Source organism: Caballeronia sp. INML3B, assembly GCF_023631305.1.
Lineage (GTDB): Bacteria > Pseudomonadota > Gammaproteobacteria > Burkholderiales > Burkholderiaceae > Caballeronia > Caballeronia turbans.
The window spans coordinates 214,362-230,990 of the sequence record NZ_JALQDI010000003.1; the positions used below are offsets into that span (position 1 = coordinate 214,362).

A 16,629-nucleotide genomic window follows, 5' to 3' on the forward strand; every position below is an offset into this window, starting at 1 on the left:
TGCAGCGTTTACAATAGGCCACCGTTCCAGGCGGCCCTTGCGCCAAGGCGCGAGCCGCAAGCAAGCGACACACAGCGACACCGAATCAATGGCCAAAGCTACCTATTCCGCGAGCCCGCAGGCGTTGCCGCACCGCATGTCACGGCTCTTCACCGAAATTCGCTGGATCCTCCAGGTCGCGCTCGGACTGTTTCTCGTGATGGCGCTCCTTTCGTACAGCCGCAAGGATCCGAGCTGGACTCACGCGGTGAGCGTCGATCACATCGGGAACTGGGCGGGGCGCGTCGGCGCCTACACGTCCGATATCCTGCTGCTCGTCTTCGGGCTGTCTTCCTACTGGCTGGTCGTGCTGCTCGCGCGGCGCATCGTCGCGAATTACAGGCGCATCACGCAGCCGCCCGTTGTCGATGAAGACGCGCCGCGCGACCGCACCTGGCTTGCCGAAGCGTTCGCGTTCGTGCTCGTGCTCATCGCGAGCGACGGCATCGAGGCCCTGCGTATGTGGTCGCTCAAGGTGCAGTTGCCGCGCGCGCCGGGCGGCGTGGTCGGCGATCTCGTCGCGCGGCATGTTTCGCATGCGCTCGGCTTTACGGGCGCGACACTGTTCCTTCTGATCGCGCTCGCGATCGGCTTGTCGCTCTATTTCCGTTTCTCGTGGCTGTCCGTATGCGAGAAGCTCGGCGACGGCATTCTCAACGCGATCACCGGCGCGCAACTGCGCCGCGAGGCTGGACGCGACCGCAAGCTCGGCGAAGCGGCCGCGTCGAGGCGCGAAGGCAAGGTCGTGCGCTCGCGAGAGAAGAGCGAGGATCACGAACCCGTGGTGATCGTGCCCGCCGCGCCCACGCCCGCGCGCTCCGAACGCGCCGAGAAGGAAAAGCAGGTGCCGCTCTTCAAGGACCTGCCGGGCGATTCCACATTGCCGCCGCTCGCCTTGCTCGATCCGCCGCCCAAGACGCAGGAAACCATCGCCGCCGATACGCTCGAATACACGTCGCGGCTCATCGAAAAGAAGCTGAAGGACTTCGGCGTCGAGGTGAGTGTGATTGCCGCGTATCCGGGGCCGGTCGTCACGCGCTATGAAATCGAGCCGGCGACGGGCGTGAAGGGCAGCCAGATCGTCGGTCTCGCGAAGGATCTGGCGCGCTCGCTGTCGCTCGTGTCGATTCGCGTCGTCGAGACGATCCCGGGCAAGAACTACATGGCCCTCGAACTGCCGAACCAGCGCCGTCAGACGGTCAAGCTCTCCGAGATTCTCGGCTCCGAGGTCTATGCGAACGGCGCGTCGCCGCTGACGATGGGTCTCGGCAAGGACATCGGCGGCAATCCGGTCTGCGCCGATCTCGCGAAGATGCCGCACTTGCTCGTCGCCGGCACGACGGGCTCGGGCAAGTCGGTCGGCATCAACGCGATGATCCTCTCGCTGCTCTACAAGGCGAGCGCGGATCAGGTGCGCCTGATTCTCATCGATCCGAAGATGCTCGAGATGAGCGTCTACGAAGGCATTCCTCATTTGCTGTGTCCGGTCGTAACCGACATGCGGCAGGCGGGCCACGCGCTCAACTGGGCGGTCGCGGAGATGGAGCGCCGCTACAAGCTGATGAGCAAGATGGGCGTGCGCAATCTCGCGAGCTTCAACACGAAGATCGACGAAGCGAAGAAGCGCGACGAAAAGATTCCGAATCCGTTCAGCCTCACACCCGACGAGCCCGAGCCGCTCACGCGCCTGCCCAACATCGTCGTCGTGATCGACGAACTCGCCGACCTGATGATGGTCGTCGGCAAGAAGGTCGAAGAGCTGATCGCGCGCATCGCGCAGAAAGCGCGCGCGGCGGGCATCCACCTGATCCTCGCGACGCAGCGTCCGTCGGTGGACGTGATCACCGGCCTCATCAAGGCGAACGTGCCGACGCGCATGGCGTTCCAGGTGTCGTCGAAAATCGATTCACGCACGATTCTCGATCAGCAAGGCGCCGAGTCGCTGCTCGGCATGGGCGACATGCTCTATCTGCCGCCGGGCTCGGGCTTGCCGGTGCGCGTGCATGGCGCATTCGTGTCGGACGAGGAAGTGCATCGCGTGGTCGACAAGTTGAAGGAGCACGGCGAGCCGAACTATATCGAGGGCATTCTCGAAGGCGGGCTCGCGGGCGATGGCGACGAAGGCTCGGCGGGCGCGGGCGGAACCGGCGGTGCCGATGGCGAGTCCGACCCCTTGTACGATCAGGCGGTCGAGGTCGTCATCAAGAACCGGCGCGCGTCGATCTCGCTCGTGCAGCGGCATTTGCGCATCGGCTACAACCGCGCGGCGCGTCTGCTCGAACAGATGGAGAACTCGGGACTCGTGTCGGCGATGTCGTCGAACGGCAACCGCGAAATCCTGACGCCGGCCCGCGACGCGGAGTGACGTGCGCGTCCAATTGGAGAACATAACGATGAAACAATTTACGGGGAATTCGCTCGCCAGGGCGTTCGGTGCGGCGATGTTTTCGGCGTCGATGCTGTTCGCATCGCACGCATTCGCGAGCGGCACGGAGCAGCTGAAGGCATTCGTGTCGCAAGTCCGCGCGGCGCGCGGCGACTTCACGCAGCAGGAAATCAAGGCGCCCGGCAAGACCAACAATGGCGCGACCTCGAACGCGATGCCGACCAAGGGCGCGACCTCCAGCGGAACCTTCATGTTCGCGCGGCCGGGCAAGTTCATCTGGTCGTATCAGAAGCCGTACTCGCAGATCCTCCAGGCCGACGGCGACAAGCTCTACGTCTACGACAAGGACCTGAACCAGGTCACCGTGCGCACGCTCGGCGGCGCGCTCGGCGCGAGTCCGGCGGCGATCCTCTTCGGCAGCAACGATCTGGAAAAGAACTTCAACCTGCGCGATGCCGGAGAGAAGGGCGGCATCGACTGGCTGGAGCTCACGCCGAAGGCGAAGGACACGCAATTCGAGACGGTCGGCATCGGCTTCAAGGACGGCAATCTGCAGGCGATGGAACTGCACGACGTGTTCGGCAACGTCACGCTGCTCACGTTCTCGAACATCCAGAAGAATCCGCCGATCAAGAGCGATACCTTCAAATTCACCGTGCCGAAGGGCGCGGACGTGATCAACGGCTGATCCAGAAAGGGCGCGACGAACGCGCTCTTTTTCATTCGATGGCCGCGTGCGCCGCGGCCATGTCCTCGAGAAATGCTTCCACGATCTCGCGCTTCGCGCCCCGCGCGCCGCTCAGGCGTTCCGCGCGCGTGACCATCTGGAACGCGACGCGATAGCGCATCGCGTGCGGATTCAGCGGCGCGAGGACGCCGTCTTTCACATACGGCGCGGCGAAATGCTCGGGCAGATAACCGAGATGCCGGCCCGATAGCACGAGCATCGCGACGGCCTCCATGTTGTCCGCGACCGCGCCGATATTGCGCGGCGTGAGCTCGCCGGCTTCGGGCAGCGGATAGCTGCGCCATGCCCAGTCGTGCTCGAATGCCTGCGCAAGGCCGACGCCGCCCGCCTGCGCGAACAGCGGATGCCCGCGTCCGCAGTATGCAAGCTGATCCTCCGCGAAGATCTCGGTGTACTCGAGCGACGGCACGCGATGCCAGAAGTAGCCGATCGCCACCTGGATACGCTCGGCCAGCAGCATCTCCTCCAGCTCGCCCGGCGAGCGCACCAGCACCGCGAAGCGCACGGATTCGTCGCGCTGCCGGAACCGCGCGATCGCCTGACTGACCCGCGCGTTTGCGCTGACGGGCGTGTTGCCGATCATGCCGAGCGTGAGCGTACCGACGAGCTTCTTGCCGACGTTGCGCGCGGTCGAATCGAACGTGTCGATGGCGGCGAGCAGCGTCCGGCACGCCTCGACGAACCGTTCGCCGCGCGAGGTCAGCGCGAAGCCGCCGCGCCCGCGCTCGCAGAGCCGGTAGCCGAGCCGCGTTTCGAGCGTCGCGAGCTGCGTGCTGATGGTCGATTGCCCGACGTTGAGCGTCGCCTGCGCCGACGAGACGCCGCCCGCATCGGCGATGGCGAGGAACACGCGAATGAGGCGCAGATCGAGATCGGAAAGGTGAGTGAACATGGGCGCCGCCGGATACATCGATAATTATCGATGTTAAGTTAATTTCGGCGCCATTTTATCTTCACCGAAAAGCGGCTATTAATCGTCGTAAGACAACGGGAACCCATCTCACGCCATGAATACATCATCGCTTTTCGCGCCCGCCGAACACTTCGATTCGCACTTCATCGAACAGCGCGCCGAGCGCCCGCAGCCGCTGTCGGGCAACCAGATGCCGCGCTGCGGTGGCATCACGACAATGATGCGCCTGCCGCACGTCCGGTCGGCCGAAGGGCTGGATGCATGTTTCGTCGGCGTGCCGTTCGATCTCGGCACGTCGAACCGCACCGGCGCGCGCTTCGGTCCACGCCAGGTGCGCAGCGAATCGGTGCTGCTGCGCCCATACAACATAGCGACGCGCGCCGCACCTTTCGATTCGCTGCGCGTCGCGGATATCGGCGATGTCGCGATCAATCCGTACAACCTGCTCGATTCGATCGACCGCATCGAGCGCGCTTACCGCGAGATCCTGAAACACGACTGCAAGCCGCTCACGCTGGGCGGCGATCACACCATCGCGCTGCCGATCCTGCGCGCGATCCATGCGAAGCACGGCAAGGTCGGGCTGATTCATATCGACGCCCACGCGGACGTCAACGACACGATGTTCGGCGAGAAGATCGCGCACGGCACGCCGTTCAGGCGCGCGGTGGAAGAGGGCTTGCTCGATTGCTCGCGCGTCGTGCAGATCGGCCTGCGCGGCACCGGTTACGAAGCCGGCGATTTCGACTGGTGCCGCGACCAGGGTTTCCGCGTCGTGCAGACGGAAGAGTGCTGGAACAAATCGCTCGCGCCGCTGATGGACGAAGTGCGCGCGCAAATGGGCGATGGCCCCGTCTACATCACGTTCGATATCGACGGCATCGATCCCGCATTTGCGCCCGGCACCGGCACGCCGGAAATCGCAGGGTTGACGGTGCCGCAGGCGCTCGAGATCGTGCGCGGCGCGCGGGGGCTGAATATCGTCGGCGCGGATCTGGTGGAGGTTGCGCCACCCTATGACCCGTTCGGGACGACGGCGCTGCTGGGCGCGAACCTCGCGTTCGAGTTGCTGTGCGTGCTGCCGGGCGTCGAGTATCGCGCAGCGAGATAAGACGCGGATCGCGCGGCGAGACGCGCGCTTCAGTGCCGCAGCGGTCGAGGTACGCGAGTCGATGTGAAAAAGCCGCCAGAAACAGGCGGCTTTTTCGTATGGCGTCACGCGTAAGCGCGGCGTCGCCCCGACACGAGCAGCAGATAGCACACCGCGCCGAGCGCGAGCGCGGGCAGCGTCGCGCCGAGATTCGGCAGCCATTGATTGATCGCGTGATACGCCGCGATCCCGATGCCCCACGCGATGAACGCGCTCACATGCCAGCCGCCGGAAAAACCGTAGCGTCCTTCGACGGACCCGAGCGCGGCGGCGTCGATGCGGCGCTTGCGCACGATGAAGTGATCGGCCAGCACGACGCCGAAGAGCGGCGCGAACACCGAGCCGATCAGCAACAGGAAGTTCTGATACTTGCCCATCGCGACGACGAGCGCGACGAGCGTGCACAGCGCGCCGAACGCGCATGCGAGCATCGGCACGCTGGCGCGCGCCCAGAACGTGCCCGTCGATACGGCCGCGGAGTGGATATCGGCGAAGGCGTTGTCGATTTCGTCGATCAGAATGAGGAAGAGCGCGATGCCGCCGCCGGCCTGCGCGAACGCGGTCGTGAGAAGCGCATCGCCGCCGCCCGCCGCGAGTCCGTAGATCGCGCCGAGCGCATAGAACCACAGATTCGCGATGCCGTAGCCGAGCAGCGTGCCGCGGAACGCGCCGCCGGCGCTTTTGCCGAAGCGCGTGTAATCGGCGATGAGCGGCAACCACGAGAGCGGCATCGCGACAACGAGGTCGATGCCCGCGCCGAACGCCAGCTCGCCCGTGCCGGGGCGCGACAGCAGCGCGGCGAGATCGTGCTGCGCGAGCAGATTCCACGTGAGCCAGCCCGCGCCGCCGAGCAGCAGCCAGATGCCCCAGGTTCGCAGAAAGCGCCGCACGAACGAAAGCGGCCCGCTGACCGCGAGCAGCGTCGCGAGTGCGCCGAAGATGAGCGTCCAGACGAGCGGCATCGAAAGGTGGAAGGATTGCTTCGCGAGCGCATCGGCGGAATCGCGCATCACGATGATCTCGAACGAGCCCCAGCCGACGAGCTGGACCGCGTTGAGCACCGCCGGCACCGACGCGCCGCGCACGCCGAGCGTCGGGCGCAGCGACGACATCGCCGCGAGCCCCGTATCCGTGCCGACGACACCCGCCAGCGCGAGCAGTACGACGCCGATCACCGTGCCGATGACGATCGCCGTCAGCGCGTGCGGCAACGACAATCCCGGCACGAGCAGCGCACCCGCCTGCGCGACCAGCAGCCCGATGCCGAGCGAGAACCACAGCGCGAAGGCATCGCCCGTGCCGAAGGCGCGCCGTTCCGGCGGAACCGGCGTGAGCGGCGCGTAGGTCGAGGTTTCGCCGTGCGCCGCGGCGTTCGTGGTGTGCTCTTGCCCCATCGGATTGCGTCCTTGTCGTGTCGTAGCGTGGTTTCCGGGCGCGCGGCCCGCTTCGTGCGAGTCCGCCGCTGTCAGGCTGTCATAATGACCCGATTCCGCGACCGCGCCGCGCCTTCCCTGAAGGGCGAGATTATCGCCGCGATCCACCCAACTGCGTCAATCCGCATCGCACAGCACATGTTCGAAGAAAACCGTGGCAACGTTCCGCTCGCGGAGCGCCTGCGCCCCCGCACCATCGACGACGTGATCGGCCAGAAACATCTGCTCGGTCCAAACAAGCCGCTGCGCGTCGCATTCGAATCGGGTGAGGCGCATTCGATGATTCTCTGGGGCCCGCCCGGCGTCGGCAAGACCACGCTCGCGCGCCTCATGGCCGATGCGTTCCACGCGCAGTTCATCTCGCTCTCGGCGGTGCTCTCGGGCGTGAAGGACATCCGCGAGGCGGTGGAGACGGCGCAGATCCATCGCGCGAACGGGCACCAGACGCTCGTGTTCGTCGACGAAGTGCATCGCTTCAACAAGAGTCAGCAGGATGCGTTCTTGCCGCACGTGGAGTCGGGCCTGTTCGTGTTCGTCGGCGCGACGACCGAGAATCCTTCGTTCGAGGTGAACAGCGCGCTCTTGTCGCGGGCGGCGGTCTACGTGCTGAAAAGTCTCGACGCCGATGAACTGAAAGAGCTGCTCGAACGCGCGACGAAGGAACTCGGCGGACTGACGTTCACCGACGAAGCCCGCGACGCGCTGATCGGCTCCGCCGACGGCGACGGCCGCAAGCTGCTGAACAATCTGGAGATCGTCGCGCGCGCGGCGGCGCAGCAAAAGCAGACCGACATCGACGGTGCGCTCCTCGGCAGCGCGCTCGCCGAGAATCTGCGGCGCTTCGACAAGGGTGGCGACGCGTTTTACGACCAGATCAGCGCGCTGCACAAATCCGTGCGCGGCAGCAATCCGGACGCCGCGCTCTACTGGTTCTGCCGCATGCTCGACGGCGGCGCTGACCCGCGTTATATGGCGCGGCGCATCGTGCGCATGGCGTGGGAGGACATCGGTCTGGCCGATCCGCGCGCCGCGCGCATCGCGCTCGATGCGGCCGAGACGTACGAGCGGCTCGGAACGCCGGAAGGTGAACTGGCGCTCGCACAGGCGCTCATCTATCTGGCGGTCGCGCCCAAATCGAACGCGGGCTACAACGCGTACAACGAGGCGCGGCGCTACGTCGGCAAGGATCAGTCGCGCGGCGTGCCGGTGCATCTGCGAAACGCGCCGACCAAGCTGATGAAGGAGCTTGGCTACGGACACGAGTACCGCTACGCGCACGACGAGCCCGACGCCTACGCGGCCGGCGAAACGTATCTGCCCGACGGCATGCGCGACCCGTACTGGTATCAGCCGACGCCGCGCGGACTCGAAGGCAAGATCGGCGAAAAGCTCGCGCGTCTTGCGGAACTCGACGAAGCCTGGCGGCGCGAACATCGCGACGACAAGAAGCGATGAAATCCACGGCGTTCGTTTCGCGCGCGGGCAAACTGCGTTTCGCCGGGGGCGGACGGCCGATCGCCCCCGGCGCGCAATGACCGTGCGCTAAAATCGGCTTTCCGATTACTTAACAAAGCTGCCCCGCCATGCTCGACATACAAACCCTCCGCAAAGACCTGGACGGCGTCGCGAAGCGCCTCGCCGATCGAGGCTATACGCTCGACGTCGCCGCTTTCGCCGCGCTCGAAGCCGAGCGCCGCGAGATCCAGACCCGCACCGAAGAACTGCAGGCGCGCCGCAACAGCCTGTCGAAACAGATCGGCGCGATGAAGGGCCGCGGCGAGGACACGTCTGCGGTGATGGCGGAAGTGGGCGGCATCGGCGACACGATGAAGGAATCGGCGGCGAAGCTGGAGGATATCCAGAAGCGTCTGTCGGACCTGATGCTGACCGTGCCGAACCTGCCGCACGAGAGCGTGCCGGTCGGCAACGACGAGACGCAGAACGTCGAAGTGCGGCGCTGGGGCGCGCCGCGTTCGTTCGACTTCGAGATCAAGGATCACGTCGATGTCGGCGCGCCGCTCGGCCTGGATTTCGAAACGGGCGCGAAGCTTTCGGGCGCGCGCTTCACGTTGCTGCGCGGGCCGATTGCGCGGCTGCATCGCGCGCTCGCGCAGTTCATGATCGATACCCACACGGAGCAGCACGGCTATACCGAGGCGTACACGCCGTATATCGTGAATCCGGAAATTCTCTACGGTACGGGCCAATTGCCCAAGTTCGCCGACGACATGTTCCGAGTCGAGAAGGGCGGCGACGAGAACACGGTCACGCAGTATTTGATCTCGACGTCCGAGATCTCGCTGACCAACACGGTGCGCGACAGCATCCTCGAAGCCAGTGCGCTGCCGGTGAAGCTCACCGCGCATTCGCCGTGCTTCCGTTCCGAAGCGGGCTCATACGGGCGCGACACGCGCGGCCTGATTCGCCAGCATCAGTTCGACAAGGTCGAGATGGTGCAGGTCGTGTCTCCGGAGCATTCTTATGCCGCGCTCGACGAGATGGTCGGGCAAGCGGAGACGATCCTCCAGAAGCTGGAACTGCCGTATCGCGTGATTACGCTCTGCACGGGCGATATGGGTTTCTCGGCCGCGAAGACGTTCGATCTCGAAGTGTGGCTGCCTGCGCAGAACACGTATCGCGAGATTTCGAGCTGCTCGAATACGGAGGCGTTCCAGGCGCGTCGCATGCAGGCGCGCTTTCGCAATGCGCAGGGCAAGCCCGAGTTCGTGCATACGCTGAACGGTTCGGGGCTGGCGGTCGGACGCACGCTCGTCGCGGTGCTCGAGAACTTCCAGAACGCGGACGGTTCGGTGACGATTCCGGCGGTCTTGCGTCCGTACATGCGCGGTGTGGAAAGAATCGAAGTTTCCGCATCGGCGTGACGTTTATTTTCAAAAAGGCTCTTGGAAAGCACGAAAGAGTTCGATATACTTTCGTTCTTCGTTGAGCAACGACCCGCTCAGCGAGGGCCGATCGAAGTAAAACGCGGTTGGTAGACGGAGAGGTGGCAGAGTGGTCGAATGTACCTGACTCGAAATCAGGCGTACGGTTTTCCCGTACCGTGGGTTCGAATCCCACCCTCTCCGCCAAGACACAAAAACCCCGCAAGTCGCAAGACTGCGGGGTTTTGCTTTTGGACTGCTGCTTCCGCGAAGAAGCGCCGCTCCGGTTGACGGAACGGCTTGCTCGGTTCACCTCAAGTCGTACATCGCGCGATATCGAACCGCAGCTCCGGCTCCGGCACTCCGCCATCGTCACTGGACGACTGCTGCACCTTCACGATCGATCCATAAGCCGAAGGCGTCAGCGTCACCAGCCACGCATTGGAGCCGACCAGCAGCTCCGTCGTGCCTTGATCGAGCCGCGTTTGCGCGGACGGAATCATGCGTTGCAAGCAATTCGATATATCCGAGGCAGGCCGCGCCGACGAAACGTGTATCACGGGCTTCGACGCGCGCAGTTCGGGACCGCTCGTCGAACTGCAGGCGGCGAGGGCGGCGATGCCCGACGACAGAACGGAACTCAGCGCAAATCGAGACAGGTTCATAACGCTCCGACAGGTTCGAAATCGGGCCACTAAAACACAAACGCGCTTTCATCACAAGGCCGAGCGACGATCGCGGCGCATCGCAAAACGCGCGCTCGAAGCCCACAGATGCAGTGCCCATGGGGCTTTCCAAGCAGCGGCCCTACGCGGGAGTGCTATCATCGGGCCCATTGTCCTCGCGCGCCGCCCGCCTCGAACACCGGTTAAAACATGCGCGCGAGGCGGCACGAACCCATCGCATTGCTCAATGGCCATCACGCTCAAGACACCCGCCGACATCGAAAAGTTGCGCATCTCCGGCCGCATGGCCGCCGAAGTCCTCGCGATGATCGCCGAACACGTCCGCCCGGGCGTCACCACCGACGAACTCGACGCCATCTGCAATCGCTTCATCGTCGACGAATTGAAGGCCATTCCTGCCAACGTCGGCTATATGGGCTTTCCCAAGACGGTCTGCACCTCGGTGAATCACGTCGTGTGCCACGGCATTCCCGGGCCGAAAGAACTGAAAGACGGCGACATCATCAACATCGATGTCGCGATCATCAAGGATGGCTACTACGGCGACACGAGCCGCATGTACTACGCCGGCACCCCGAGCGCCGAAGCGCGCCGTCTCACGGAAACGACCTACGAAGCGATGGTTGCCGGCATGCGCGAAGTGCGCCCGGGCGCGACGCTCGGCGATGTCGGCTTCGCGATTCAGAGCGTCGCGCATCGCGAGGGCTTTTCCGTGGTGCGCGAGTATTGCGGCCACGGCATCGGCCGCGTTTATCACGAGGACCCGCAGGTGCTGCATTACGGCCAGCGCGGCGCGGGCATGCGCCTGAAGCCGGGACTCGTCTTCACCATCGAACCGATGATCAACGCCGGCCGCGCCGCCACGCAGCAGTCGCGCGACGGCTGGACCGTGACGACCAAAGATCGCTCGCTTTCCGCGCAATGGGAGCACATGGTCGCCGTCACCGACGGCGGCTTCGAACTGCTTACGCCGTGGCCGGACGGGACGGGAAGCTATGCGACGCCATGAGCGCGTTCGCCTTATCGTGTGCGCTGTAAAGCACTTTCCAGGATTTAGGAATTGACGGGGTCGCCCGTTCGGTTGAAGCTATGTCCATGGCACGAGCGCCGCACCGGCCGACAGAGCCGTTAGCGCATCAGCCAGAGAGCCAGAGAGAAATAGCCCGCATGAGTCCCTCATTGACCGTCAGCCGCATCGGTGCGCACCAAGGATCGGTTTTGCGCGAGCTTCGCACGGCATCGCTGCGTGAAGCGCCGTATGCATTCGGCGAAACGCTGGAAGACGCGCTGCTCGTCGACCCGTCGTTGTTCGACGATACCGCGGCGCTGCATGCGAATTCGCCCCGACTCGCGACGTTTCTGCTCTACACCGAAGGTCATCCCTGCGGTCTCGTGCACGCGTACATCGAAGAGGCGCCGAGCGCGCGCGCGTTCGTGAACGCGCTGTGGGTGGCGCCGGCTGTGCGGCATCTGCGCGGCGGCGAGTTGCTCGTGAACGTCGCGTCGCAGTGGCTCGTCGGACAGGGCGTCGCCGAGGTGCATGCGTGGATCTCCGAGGAGAATCGCACCGCGGTGCGATTCTATGAGCGTCTCGGTTTTGGCCCCACCGGCGATCGTCGCGCAATGCCGTCTCACGAAGAAGAAGCCGAGTCGCTCTTCGTGCGCCACATGCACCCCGAAGAGCACGCCTAACTCCCGTTAGTTCTCGCTCTGTCATCGCTTCTCGCGTGCCCGCGTGGCACACACTTCTCGTTTTCGATAGCTGAAATCGGTCCTAAAAATTATGGCCGTGTGCGACAACGCCTGTAAAATACGCAAAATTTTTGGCCGTTCCTATGTCGCTCAACAAAACGCCCTTCTTCGAACTGCGCAGCGGCTCCGTCGACACGCTTCTCTTCGTCGTCAAGACTTCCGACCTCGATGCCCTGCGTAACGAACTCACGCGGCGCTTCGAAGCAACTCCCGAATTCTTCGCAGGCGATGTCGTCGCAATCGACGTGCGTCGTCTCGCTGATTCCGCGAAGGGCGGCGAAGGCGAGCGCGTGTCGCTCGCCGCGCTCGAGACGCTGCTGAAGAGCGTGCGCATGCGTCCGATCGGCATCGTCGCGCTTCCCGCGCAGACGTGGGCGATTCAATGGGCGAACGAAGGCGGCCTGCCGATTCTCGAAGCGCGCGACCGGCGCGGCGCGCCGAAGCCTTCGGTCGACGAGGCGAAGCCGAACACCGAAGCCGCTGCGGTGATCGAGGCGGCCGTCGCGAAGGAGCCGGCGCCCGCGTCGCTGCCCGCACCCGCGACCATCATCGACCGGCCGCTGCGCTCGGGCCAGCAGGTCTACGCGAAGGGCGATCTCATCGTGCTCGGACTCGTGTCGTACGGGGCCGAAGTGATCGCCGAAGGCAATATCCATATCTATGCGCCGTTGCGCGGCCGCGCGCTCGCGGGCGTGCACGGCAATCTCGACGCGCGGATCTTCTGCACCTGTCTCGAGCCGGAACTCATCTCCATCGCGGGCATCTATCGGACGACTGAAAACCCGCTGCCGGCCGACGTGCTCAGCAAGGCCGTACAAATCTGGCTGAACGAAGAAAAACTCATGATCGAACCGCTGCGACTGACCTGACGGGTTGGATCGACTCGCGCGCCCGATGCCCCGGCGCGCGCCCGAAAGCAACGCGAGCGGACCTATTGACGAACACAAGGTACTTGTATGGCAAAAATCATTGTGGTGACTTCGGGGAAGGGCGGCGTCGGCAAGACGACCACCAGCGCGAGCTTCGCATCGGCGCTCGCATTGCGCGGCCACAAGACGGCCGTGATCGACTTCGACGTCGGTCTGCGCAATCTCGACCTCATCATGGGTTGCGAACGCCGCGTGGTGTACGACCTGATCAACGTCATTCAGGGCGAAGCCAATCTGCATCAGGCGCTCATCAAGGACAAGAAGTGCGAGAACCTCTACATCCTGCCGGCGTCGCAGACGCGCGACAAGGATGCGCTCACGCTCGAGGGCGTCGAGAAGGTCATCAACGAACTGATCAAGATGGATTTCGAGTACATCGTCTGCGATTCGCCGGCGGGCATCGAATCCGGCGCGCTGATGGCGATGCACTTCGCCGATGAAGCGCTCATCGTGACGAATCCCGAAGTGTCTTCCGTGCGCGACTCGGACCGCATTCTCGGCATCCTGTCGTCGAAGACCAAGCGCGCGATCGAAGGAAAGGAGCCCGTCAAGGAGCATCTGCTCATCACGCGTTACAACCCGAAGCGTGTCAGCGAGGGCGAAATGCTGTCGCTCTCCGACATTCAGGAAATCCTGCGCATCGAGCTGATCGGCGTGATTCCGGAATCGGAAGCGGTGCTGCATGCGTCGAACCAGGGCTTGCCGGCCGTGCATCTCGATGGCACGGATGTCGCCGAATCGTACAAGGACGTGGTGTCGCGCTTCCTCGGGGAAGAAACGGCGCTGCGCTTCACGGATTATCACAAGCCTGGTCTGCTGCAACGCATCTTCGGCACCAAGTAAGGGGACGCAATGTCGATTCTTTCGTTTTTGCTGGGCGAGAAAAGAAAGTCCGCTTCGGTCGCGAAGGAACGCTTGCAGTTGATCATTGCGCACGAGCGCGCGGGTGGCAAAGCCGCCGCCGATTATCTGCCGGCGTTGCAACGAGAACTCGTTGCGGTGATTTCGAAGTACGTGAAGATTTCCGATGACGATATTCGAGTGAGCCTCGAGCGTCAGGACGACCTCGAAGTGCTGGAAGTGAAGATCGAGATTCCGCAGGCGTAACGCGTAGCGCTTGCGCGCGCGGCATCGCGCCGGCTCAGGCCGCGCGAGCATCGCGGAAAGTAGCAAAGCCAGGATCCGACGATCCTGGCTTTTGTTTTTGCGCGCTATCGTTTGCGCGTGCGATTCGTTCGACCAGTGCGCGCCTTTCATCAATATTCGGTTGCACATTGGGAGTCGTTGTAATGCTCGCTTTGTCCTCCTTCTGACGTTCTCGCGCATTGAGTGCGTATCGGCGGCGCGCTGCGTCGCCGGTTGCATCGATCCGCGCCATGTGGCGCTCAATGTCTCGAAAGAAGAAGAGGTACGTCATGAAAACTTCCCTCCGCACGCTGCTCGCCCGAACCGCGCTGGTCGTCGCCGGCGCGATCACCGTAACGGCTGCGTCTGCCGCCGAAGTCGTGATCGTTGCGCCGAGTGCGCCGCCCGCGCCGCGCTACGAGGCCGCGCCGCCAGCGCGTGCCGGATATGTGTGGGATCGCGGTCACTGGAACTGGGAGCATGGCCGCTACGTGTGGGTCGGCGGTCATTGGGAAGCCGAGCGTGTCGGTCATCGATGGGTACCGGGCGAATGGGTCGGACACGGCGCGCGGTATCGCTGGGTGCCGGCGCACTGGGCGTGATGGGAGGACGCAGATGAAGCGGCTCCTGCTCGTCCTCATGGCTGTCGTGCTCGCCGATGCGCTCGCGGGCTGCATCGTCGTGCCGGCGCATCCTTACGCGTATCGGCCGGCGCACGTCTACGTGTATTGACGGCCTATTTCAGCGGCGCTTCGTCCTTCGTTCCGGCGGGCGCCGCTTCGCCGCCCTCGGGCAGTTCCGGCGACGGCGCGAGCTTTTCCAGCGGCGTCATGTACCTCGCCGACAGCGCTTCGTAGAGCGGCGGCGCGAAGAGGCGCGACATGCGGCTCGAGATCAGCGCCGCCGCCATCAGCGAGATCACGAGCGCGTGGCCGTCGATCATCTCCATCACGATGACGAACGCGGTGATCGGCGACTGCGTGACGGCGGCGAGATAGCCGACCATTGCGAGCGCGATCAGCATGGGCAAGGACATCTGCGGGAAGAGCACGTGCAGGACGTTGCCGAAACCCGCGCCGATCGATAGCGACGGCGCGAAGATCCCGCCCGGAATGCCGGGCAGGTACGAACCGATCATCGAGATCATTTTGAGGAGCGGATAGAGCATCGACAGATGCTCGCGCCCTTCGAGCAGGCCGCGCGCCTCGGCGTATCCGCTGCCGAAGGTCGTGCCGCCGGCCAGCAATCCGACGACGGCAATGATGAAGCCGCAGAGCGCCGCGAACGCGACCGGCCGCGACGCATGGAGGTGTCTCAGCGACGCGGGAATCCATTTGCTTGTGTTGAGCAGCAGCCAGCAGAAGACGCCGCCCGCAATACCGGTGACGATGCCCGTCACGACGACCGCCACAGCGAAGAACCTCGGGAACTGCGCGCCGGCCCGGATCGTGCCGAAGTACGTGTAATTGCCGCTCAGTCCGAGCGCGATGACACCCGCGATGATGATGCCCGTAATGAGCACGCCGCTCGTGCGAACTTCGAAGCTGCGCGTGAGCTCCTCGATCGCGAACACGATGCCGGCGAGCGGCGTGTTGAATGCCGCCGACAGGCCGGCCGCCGCGCCCGCGAGCACGAGTTGCCGTTCGATCAGCGAATTTGAGCGCGGGTAGAAGCGCCGCATGTTGAACATCAGCGCCGCGCCGATCTGCACAGTCGGACCTTCGCGGCCGATGGTCAGTCCGCCGAGTATCGCGACGAGCGAGACGCCGATCTTGGCGACGAGAATGCGCAAGGTGAGCAGTCGCCCGCCCGCCGCCGATGTCGGGCTGTCCAGCACGGCGATGACCTGCGGAATGCCGCTGCCTTCGGATCCACGGAAGAATCGCCGCGTGACGAAGACGCAGAGCGCCGCGGCGGCGGGCGTGATCACGAGCGGCAGCCAGGCATGCTCACTGCGGATAGCGGAAAAGACGCTGAAGCCCCAGTCGATCAGCCGGGCGTAGTAGACGGCGACGAGCCCGACCAGGATCGCACCGAGCCAGAAGATGCCGTAACGGCGCCACAGGCTGCGTGTGCGTCGCATGGTGACGGCCGAGAAGGAACGCAGCACGCGGATCATGCGATGGCCGTCGGCGAAGCGGTGGATGCGCAGGGTACTGCGGAGGCCAGAAAAAAGAACAGGCGCGAGGCTTTCGCCGGGCGCCCAAGAAACGCTCCCGCCATAAGCAGGAGCGGAGAGGAGAGAAGAGCCGTCAGGTCAGCCCGGAAAGCGAGCCGCACGAACAGCATTAAGTGCTCAGAGCAAGCGCGCAGTGGAAAGTTCACTCGACTTGAAATTTATTTGTAGGTCCGGTGTGCGACGCCGGCACTCGGCATCAGGCGGTGAGGACTTCGAAAGCAAGCACCGCGAGGAGCGCGCCCACATTCGCGATGACCGCTTCGAAGAGCATGCCTCGCCACGTCGCCGGACGAAACTTCACCGCGAGCAGCAGTGCCGTTATTAGTGCGATTGCAATTATCGCGACGAGGTGGGAACTCTGCAGATGAATGCGCATGTCGGCCTCCGGTTCTGGTCTCGCGGCATTG

Annotated in this window: 17 protein-coding genes and 1 tRNA gene; 12 read left to right on the plus strand and 6 right to left on the minus strand. The window is 64.3% G+C overall.

The genetic code is table 11. The features are described from left to right. Positions 1-88 precede the first annotated feature (88 nt). Both NCS58_RS04200 and lolA read left to right on the plus strand, forming a co-directional pair. Positions 89-2,404, plus strand: coding sequence for a DNA translocase FtsK (locus tag NCS58_RS04200; RefSeq protein WP_250537937.1), 2,316 nt, complete (start codon positions 89-91; stop codon positions 2,402-2,404). A 28-nt stretch (positions 2,405-2,432) separates the two neighbouring features. Next, positions 2,433-3,113 (plus strand): outer membrane lipoprotein chaperone LolA, encoded by a 681-nt coding sequence (lolA, locus tag NCS58_RS04205; protein ID WP_061118832.1) that lies wholly within the window; start codon positions 2,433-2,435, stop codon positions 3,111-3,113. A 31-nt stretch (positions 3,114-3,144) separates the two neighbouring features. On the opposite strand, the gene NCS58_RS04210 is transcribed toward lolA, so the two are convergent. Next, the gene (locus NCS58_RS04210; RefSeq protein WP_061118912.1) at positions 3,145-4,065 is read right to left on the minus strand and encodes a LysR family transcriptional regulator; all 921 of its coding nucleotides are present in this window, start codon (positions 4,063-4,065) and stop codon (positions 3,145-3,147) included. Positions 4,066-4,180: 115 nt separating this feature from the next. Between NCS58_RS04210 and speB the strand changes: the two genes are divergently transcribed. Next, the gene (gene speB, locus NCS58_RS04215) at positions 4,181-5,197 is read left to right on the plus strand and encodes an agmatinase (protein ID WP_250537938.1); all 1,017 of its coding nucleotides are present in this window, start codon (positions 4,181-4,183) and stop codon (positions 5,195-5,197) included. 104 nt (positions 5,198-5,301) lie between these two features. On the opposite strand, the gene cytX is transcribed toward speB, so the two are convergent. After that, complete coding sequence (gene cytX / locus NCS58_RS04220) at positions 5,302-6,630, minus strand: putative hydroxymethylpyrimidine transporter CytX (RefSeq protein ID WP_250537939.1); 1,329 nt, start codon at positions 6,628-6,630, stop codon at positions 5,302-5,304. 177 nt (positions 6,631-6,807) lie between these two features. On the opposite strand from cytX, the gene NCS58_RS04225 reads away from it, so the two are divergent. From NCS58_RS04225 to NCS58_RS04235, 3 genes are all read left to right on the plus strand, one after another. After that, positions 6,808-8,124, plus strand: coding sequence for a replication-associated recombination protein A (locus NCS58_RS04225; protein ID WP_250537988.1), 1,317 nt, complete (start codon positions 6,808-6,810; stop codon positions 8,122-8,124). A gap of 128 nt (positions 8,125-8,252) precedes the next feature. After that, positions 8,253-9,551: a serine--tRNA ligase gene (serS, locus tag NCS58_RS04230; protein WP_250537940.1), complete on the plus strand. Its 1,299-nt coding sequence runs from the start codon at positions 8,253-8,255 to the stop codon at positions 9,549-9,551. A 116-nt stretch (positions 9,552-9,667) separates the two neighbouring features. Next, a tRNA-Ser gene (locus tag NCS58_RS04235) sits at positions 9,668-9,758 on the plus strand. A 107-nt stretch (positions 9,759-9,865) separates the two neighbouring features. Here the strand turns inward: NCS58_RS04235 and NCS58_RS04240 are convergent. Continuing rightward, positions 9,866-10,216 (minus strand): hypothetical protein, encoded by a 351-nt coding sequence (locus tag NCS58_RS04240; protein ID WP_250537941.1) that lies wholly within the window; start codon positions 10,214-10,216, stop codon positions 9,866-9,868. Between the two features lie 247 nt (positions 10,217-10,463). Here NCS58_RS04240 and map point away from each other — a divergent pair, with 247 nt between their 5' ends. The 5 genes from map (at position 10,464) to minE (ending at position 14,025) form a co-directional block, all read left to right on the plus strand. Further along, entirely contained in the window at positions 10,464-11,246 is a 783-nt protein-coding gene (map, locus tag NCS58_RS04245; protein ID WP_250537942.1) for a type I methionyl aminopeptidase, read from the plus strand. Positions 11,247-11,404: 158 nt separating this feature from the next. After that, entirely contained in the window at positions 11,405-11,929 is a 525-nt protein-coding gene (locus NCS58_RS04250) for a GNAT family N-acetyltransferase (protein WP_061118838.1), read from the plus strand. 143 nt (positions 11,930-12,072) lie between these two features. Beyond that, complete coding sequence (minC, locus tag NCS58_RS04255; RefSeq protein WP_250537943.1) at positions 12,073-12,858, plus strand: septum site-determining protein MinC; 786 nt, start codon at positions 12,073-12,075, stop codon at positions 12,856-12,858. 87 nt (positions 12,859-12,945) lie between these two features. Beyond that, entirely contained in the window at positions 12,946-13,761 is an 816-nt protein-coding gene (minD, locus tag NCS58_RS04260; RefSeq protein WP_035505288.1) for a septum site-determining protein MinD, read from the plus strand. Positions 13,762-13,770: 9 nt separating this feature from the next. Next, positions 13,771-14,025 carry a cell division topological specificity factor MinE gene (minE, locus tag NCS58_RS04265; RefSeq protein ID WP_006999197.1) on the plus strand — a complete coding sequence of 85 codons (255 nt, stop codon included), beginning with the start codon at positions 13,771-13,773 and terminating at the stop codon, positions 14,023-14,025. A gap of 34 nt (positions 14,026-14,059) precedes the next feature. On the opposite strand, the gene NCS58_RS04270 is transcribed toward minE, so the two are convergent. Beyond that, entirely contained in the window at positions 14,060-14,335 is a 276-nt protein-coding gene (locus NCS58_RS04270) for a hypothetical protein (protein WP_250537944.1), read from the minus strand. On the opposite strand from NCS58_RS04270, the gene NCS58_RS04275 reads away from it, so the two are divergent. After that, positions 14,334-14,645: a YXWGXW repeat-containing protein gene (locus NCS58_RS04275; RefSeq protein ID WP_061118841.1), complete on the plus strand. Its 312-nt coding sequence runs from the start codon at positions 14,334-14,336 to the stop codon at positions 14,643-14,645. The two genes, NCS58_RS04270 and NCS58_RS04275, sit on opposite strands and share 2 nt — an antisense overlap. Positions 14,646-14,779: 134 nt before the next feature. Here NCS58_RS04275 and NCS58_RS04280 read toward each other — a convergent pair whose 3' ends face one another. Together NCS58_RS04280 and NCS58_RS04285 are read right to left on the minus strand one after the other, a co-directional pair. Continuing rightward, positions 14,780-16,126: a chloride channel protein gene (locus NCS58_RS04280; protein WP_250537945.1), complete on the minus strand. Its 1,347-nt coding sequence runs from the start codon at positions 16,124-16,126 to the stop codon at positions 14,780-14,782. A gap of 292 nt (positions 16,127-16,418) precedes the next feature. Next, positions 16,419-16,598 carry a hypothetical protein gene (locus NCS58_RS04285; RefSeq protein ID WP_250537946.1) on the minus strand — a complete coding sequence of 60 codons (180 nt, stop codon included), beginning with the start codon at positions 16,596-16,598 and terminating at the stop codon, positions 16,419-16,421. Positions 16,599-16,629 lie beyond the last annotated feature (31 nt).

What these genes read in the sequence shown, in the direction of transcription:
- NCS58_RS04200 (WP_250537937.1), top strand. Translation starts at nt 89, where the DNA reads ATGGCCAAAGCTACCTATTCCGCGAGCCCGCAGGCGTTGCCGCACCGC.
- lolA (WP_061118832.1), top strand. Translation starts at nt 2,433, where the DNA reads ATGAAACAATTTACGGGGAATTCGCTCGCCAGGGCGTTCGGTGCGGCG.
- NCS58_RS04210 (WP_061118912.1), bottom strand. Translation starts at nt 4,065, where the DNA reads ATGTTCACTCACCTTTCCGATCTCGATCTGCGCCTCATTCGCGTGTTC.
- speB (WP_250537938.1), top strand. Translation starts at nt 4,181, where the DNA reads ATGAATACATCATCGCTTTTCGCGCCCGCCGAACACTTCGATTCGCAC.
- cytX (WP_250537939.1), bottom strand. Translation starts at nt 6,630, where the DNA reads ATGGGGCAAGAGCACACCACGAACGCCGCGGCGCACGGCGAAACCTCG.
- NCS58_RS04225 (WP_250537988.1), top strand. Translation starts at nt 6,808, where the DNA reads ATGTTCGAAGAAAACCGTGGCAACGTTCCGCTCGCGGAGCGCCTGCGC.
- serS (WP_250537940.1), top strand. Translation starts at nt 8,253, where the DNA reads ATGCTCGACATACAAACCCTCCGCAAAGACCTGGACGGCGTCGCGAAG.
- NCS58_RS04240 (WP_250537941.1), bottom strand. Translation starts at nt 10,216, where the DNA reads ATGAACCTGTCTCGATTTGCGCTGAGTTCCGTTCTGTCGTCGGGCATC.
- map (WP_250537942.1), top strand. Translation starts at nt 10,464, where the DNA reads ATGGCCATCACGCTCAAGACACCCGCCGACATCGAAAAGTTGCGCATC.
- NCS58_RS04250 (WP_061118838.1), top strand. Translation starts at nt 11,405, where the DNA reads ATGAGTCCCTCATTGACCGTCAGCCGCATCGGTGCGCACCAAGGATCG.
- minC (WP_250537943.1), top strand. Translation starts at nt 12,073, where the DNA reads ATGTCGCTCAACAAAACGCCCTTCTTCGAACTGCGCAGCGGCTCCGTC.
- minD (WP_035505288.1), top strand. Translation starts at nt 12,946, where the DNA reads ATGGCAAAAATCATTGTGGTGACTTCGGGGAAGGGCGGCGTCGGCAAG.
- minE (WP_006999197.1), top strand. Translation starts at nt 13,771, where the DNA reads ATGTCGATTCTTTCGTTTTTGCTGGGCGAGAAAAGAAAGTCCGCTTCG.
- NCS58_RS04275 (WP_061118841.1), top strand. Translation starts at nt 14,334, where the DNA reads ATGAAAACTTCCCTCCGCACGCTGCTCGCCCGAACCGCGCTGGTCGTC.
- NCS58_RS04270 (WP_250537944.1), bottom strand. Translation starts at nt 14,335, where the DNA reads ATGACGTACCTCTTCTTCTTTCGAGACATTGAGCGCCACATGGCGCGG.
- NCS58_RS04280 (WP_250537945.1), bottom strand. Translation starts at nt 16,126, where the DNA reads ATGCGACGCACACGCAGCCTGTGGCGCCGTTACGGCATCTTCTGGCTC.
- NCS58_RS04285 (WP_250537946.1), bottom strand. Translation starts at nt 16,598, where the DNA reads ATGCGCATTCATCTGCAGAGTTCCCACCTCGTCGCGATAATTGCAATC.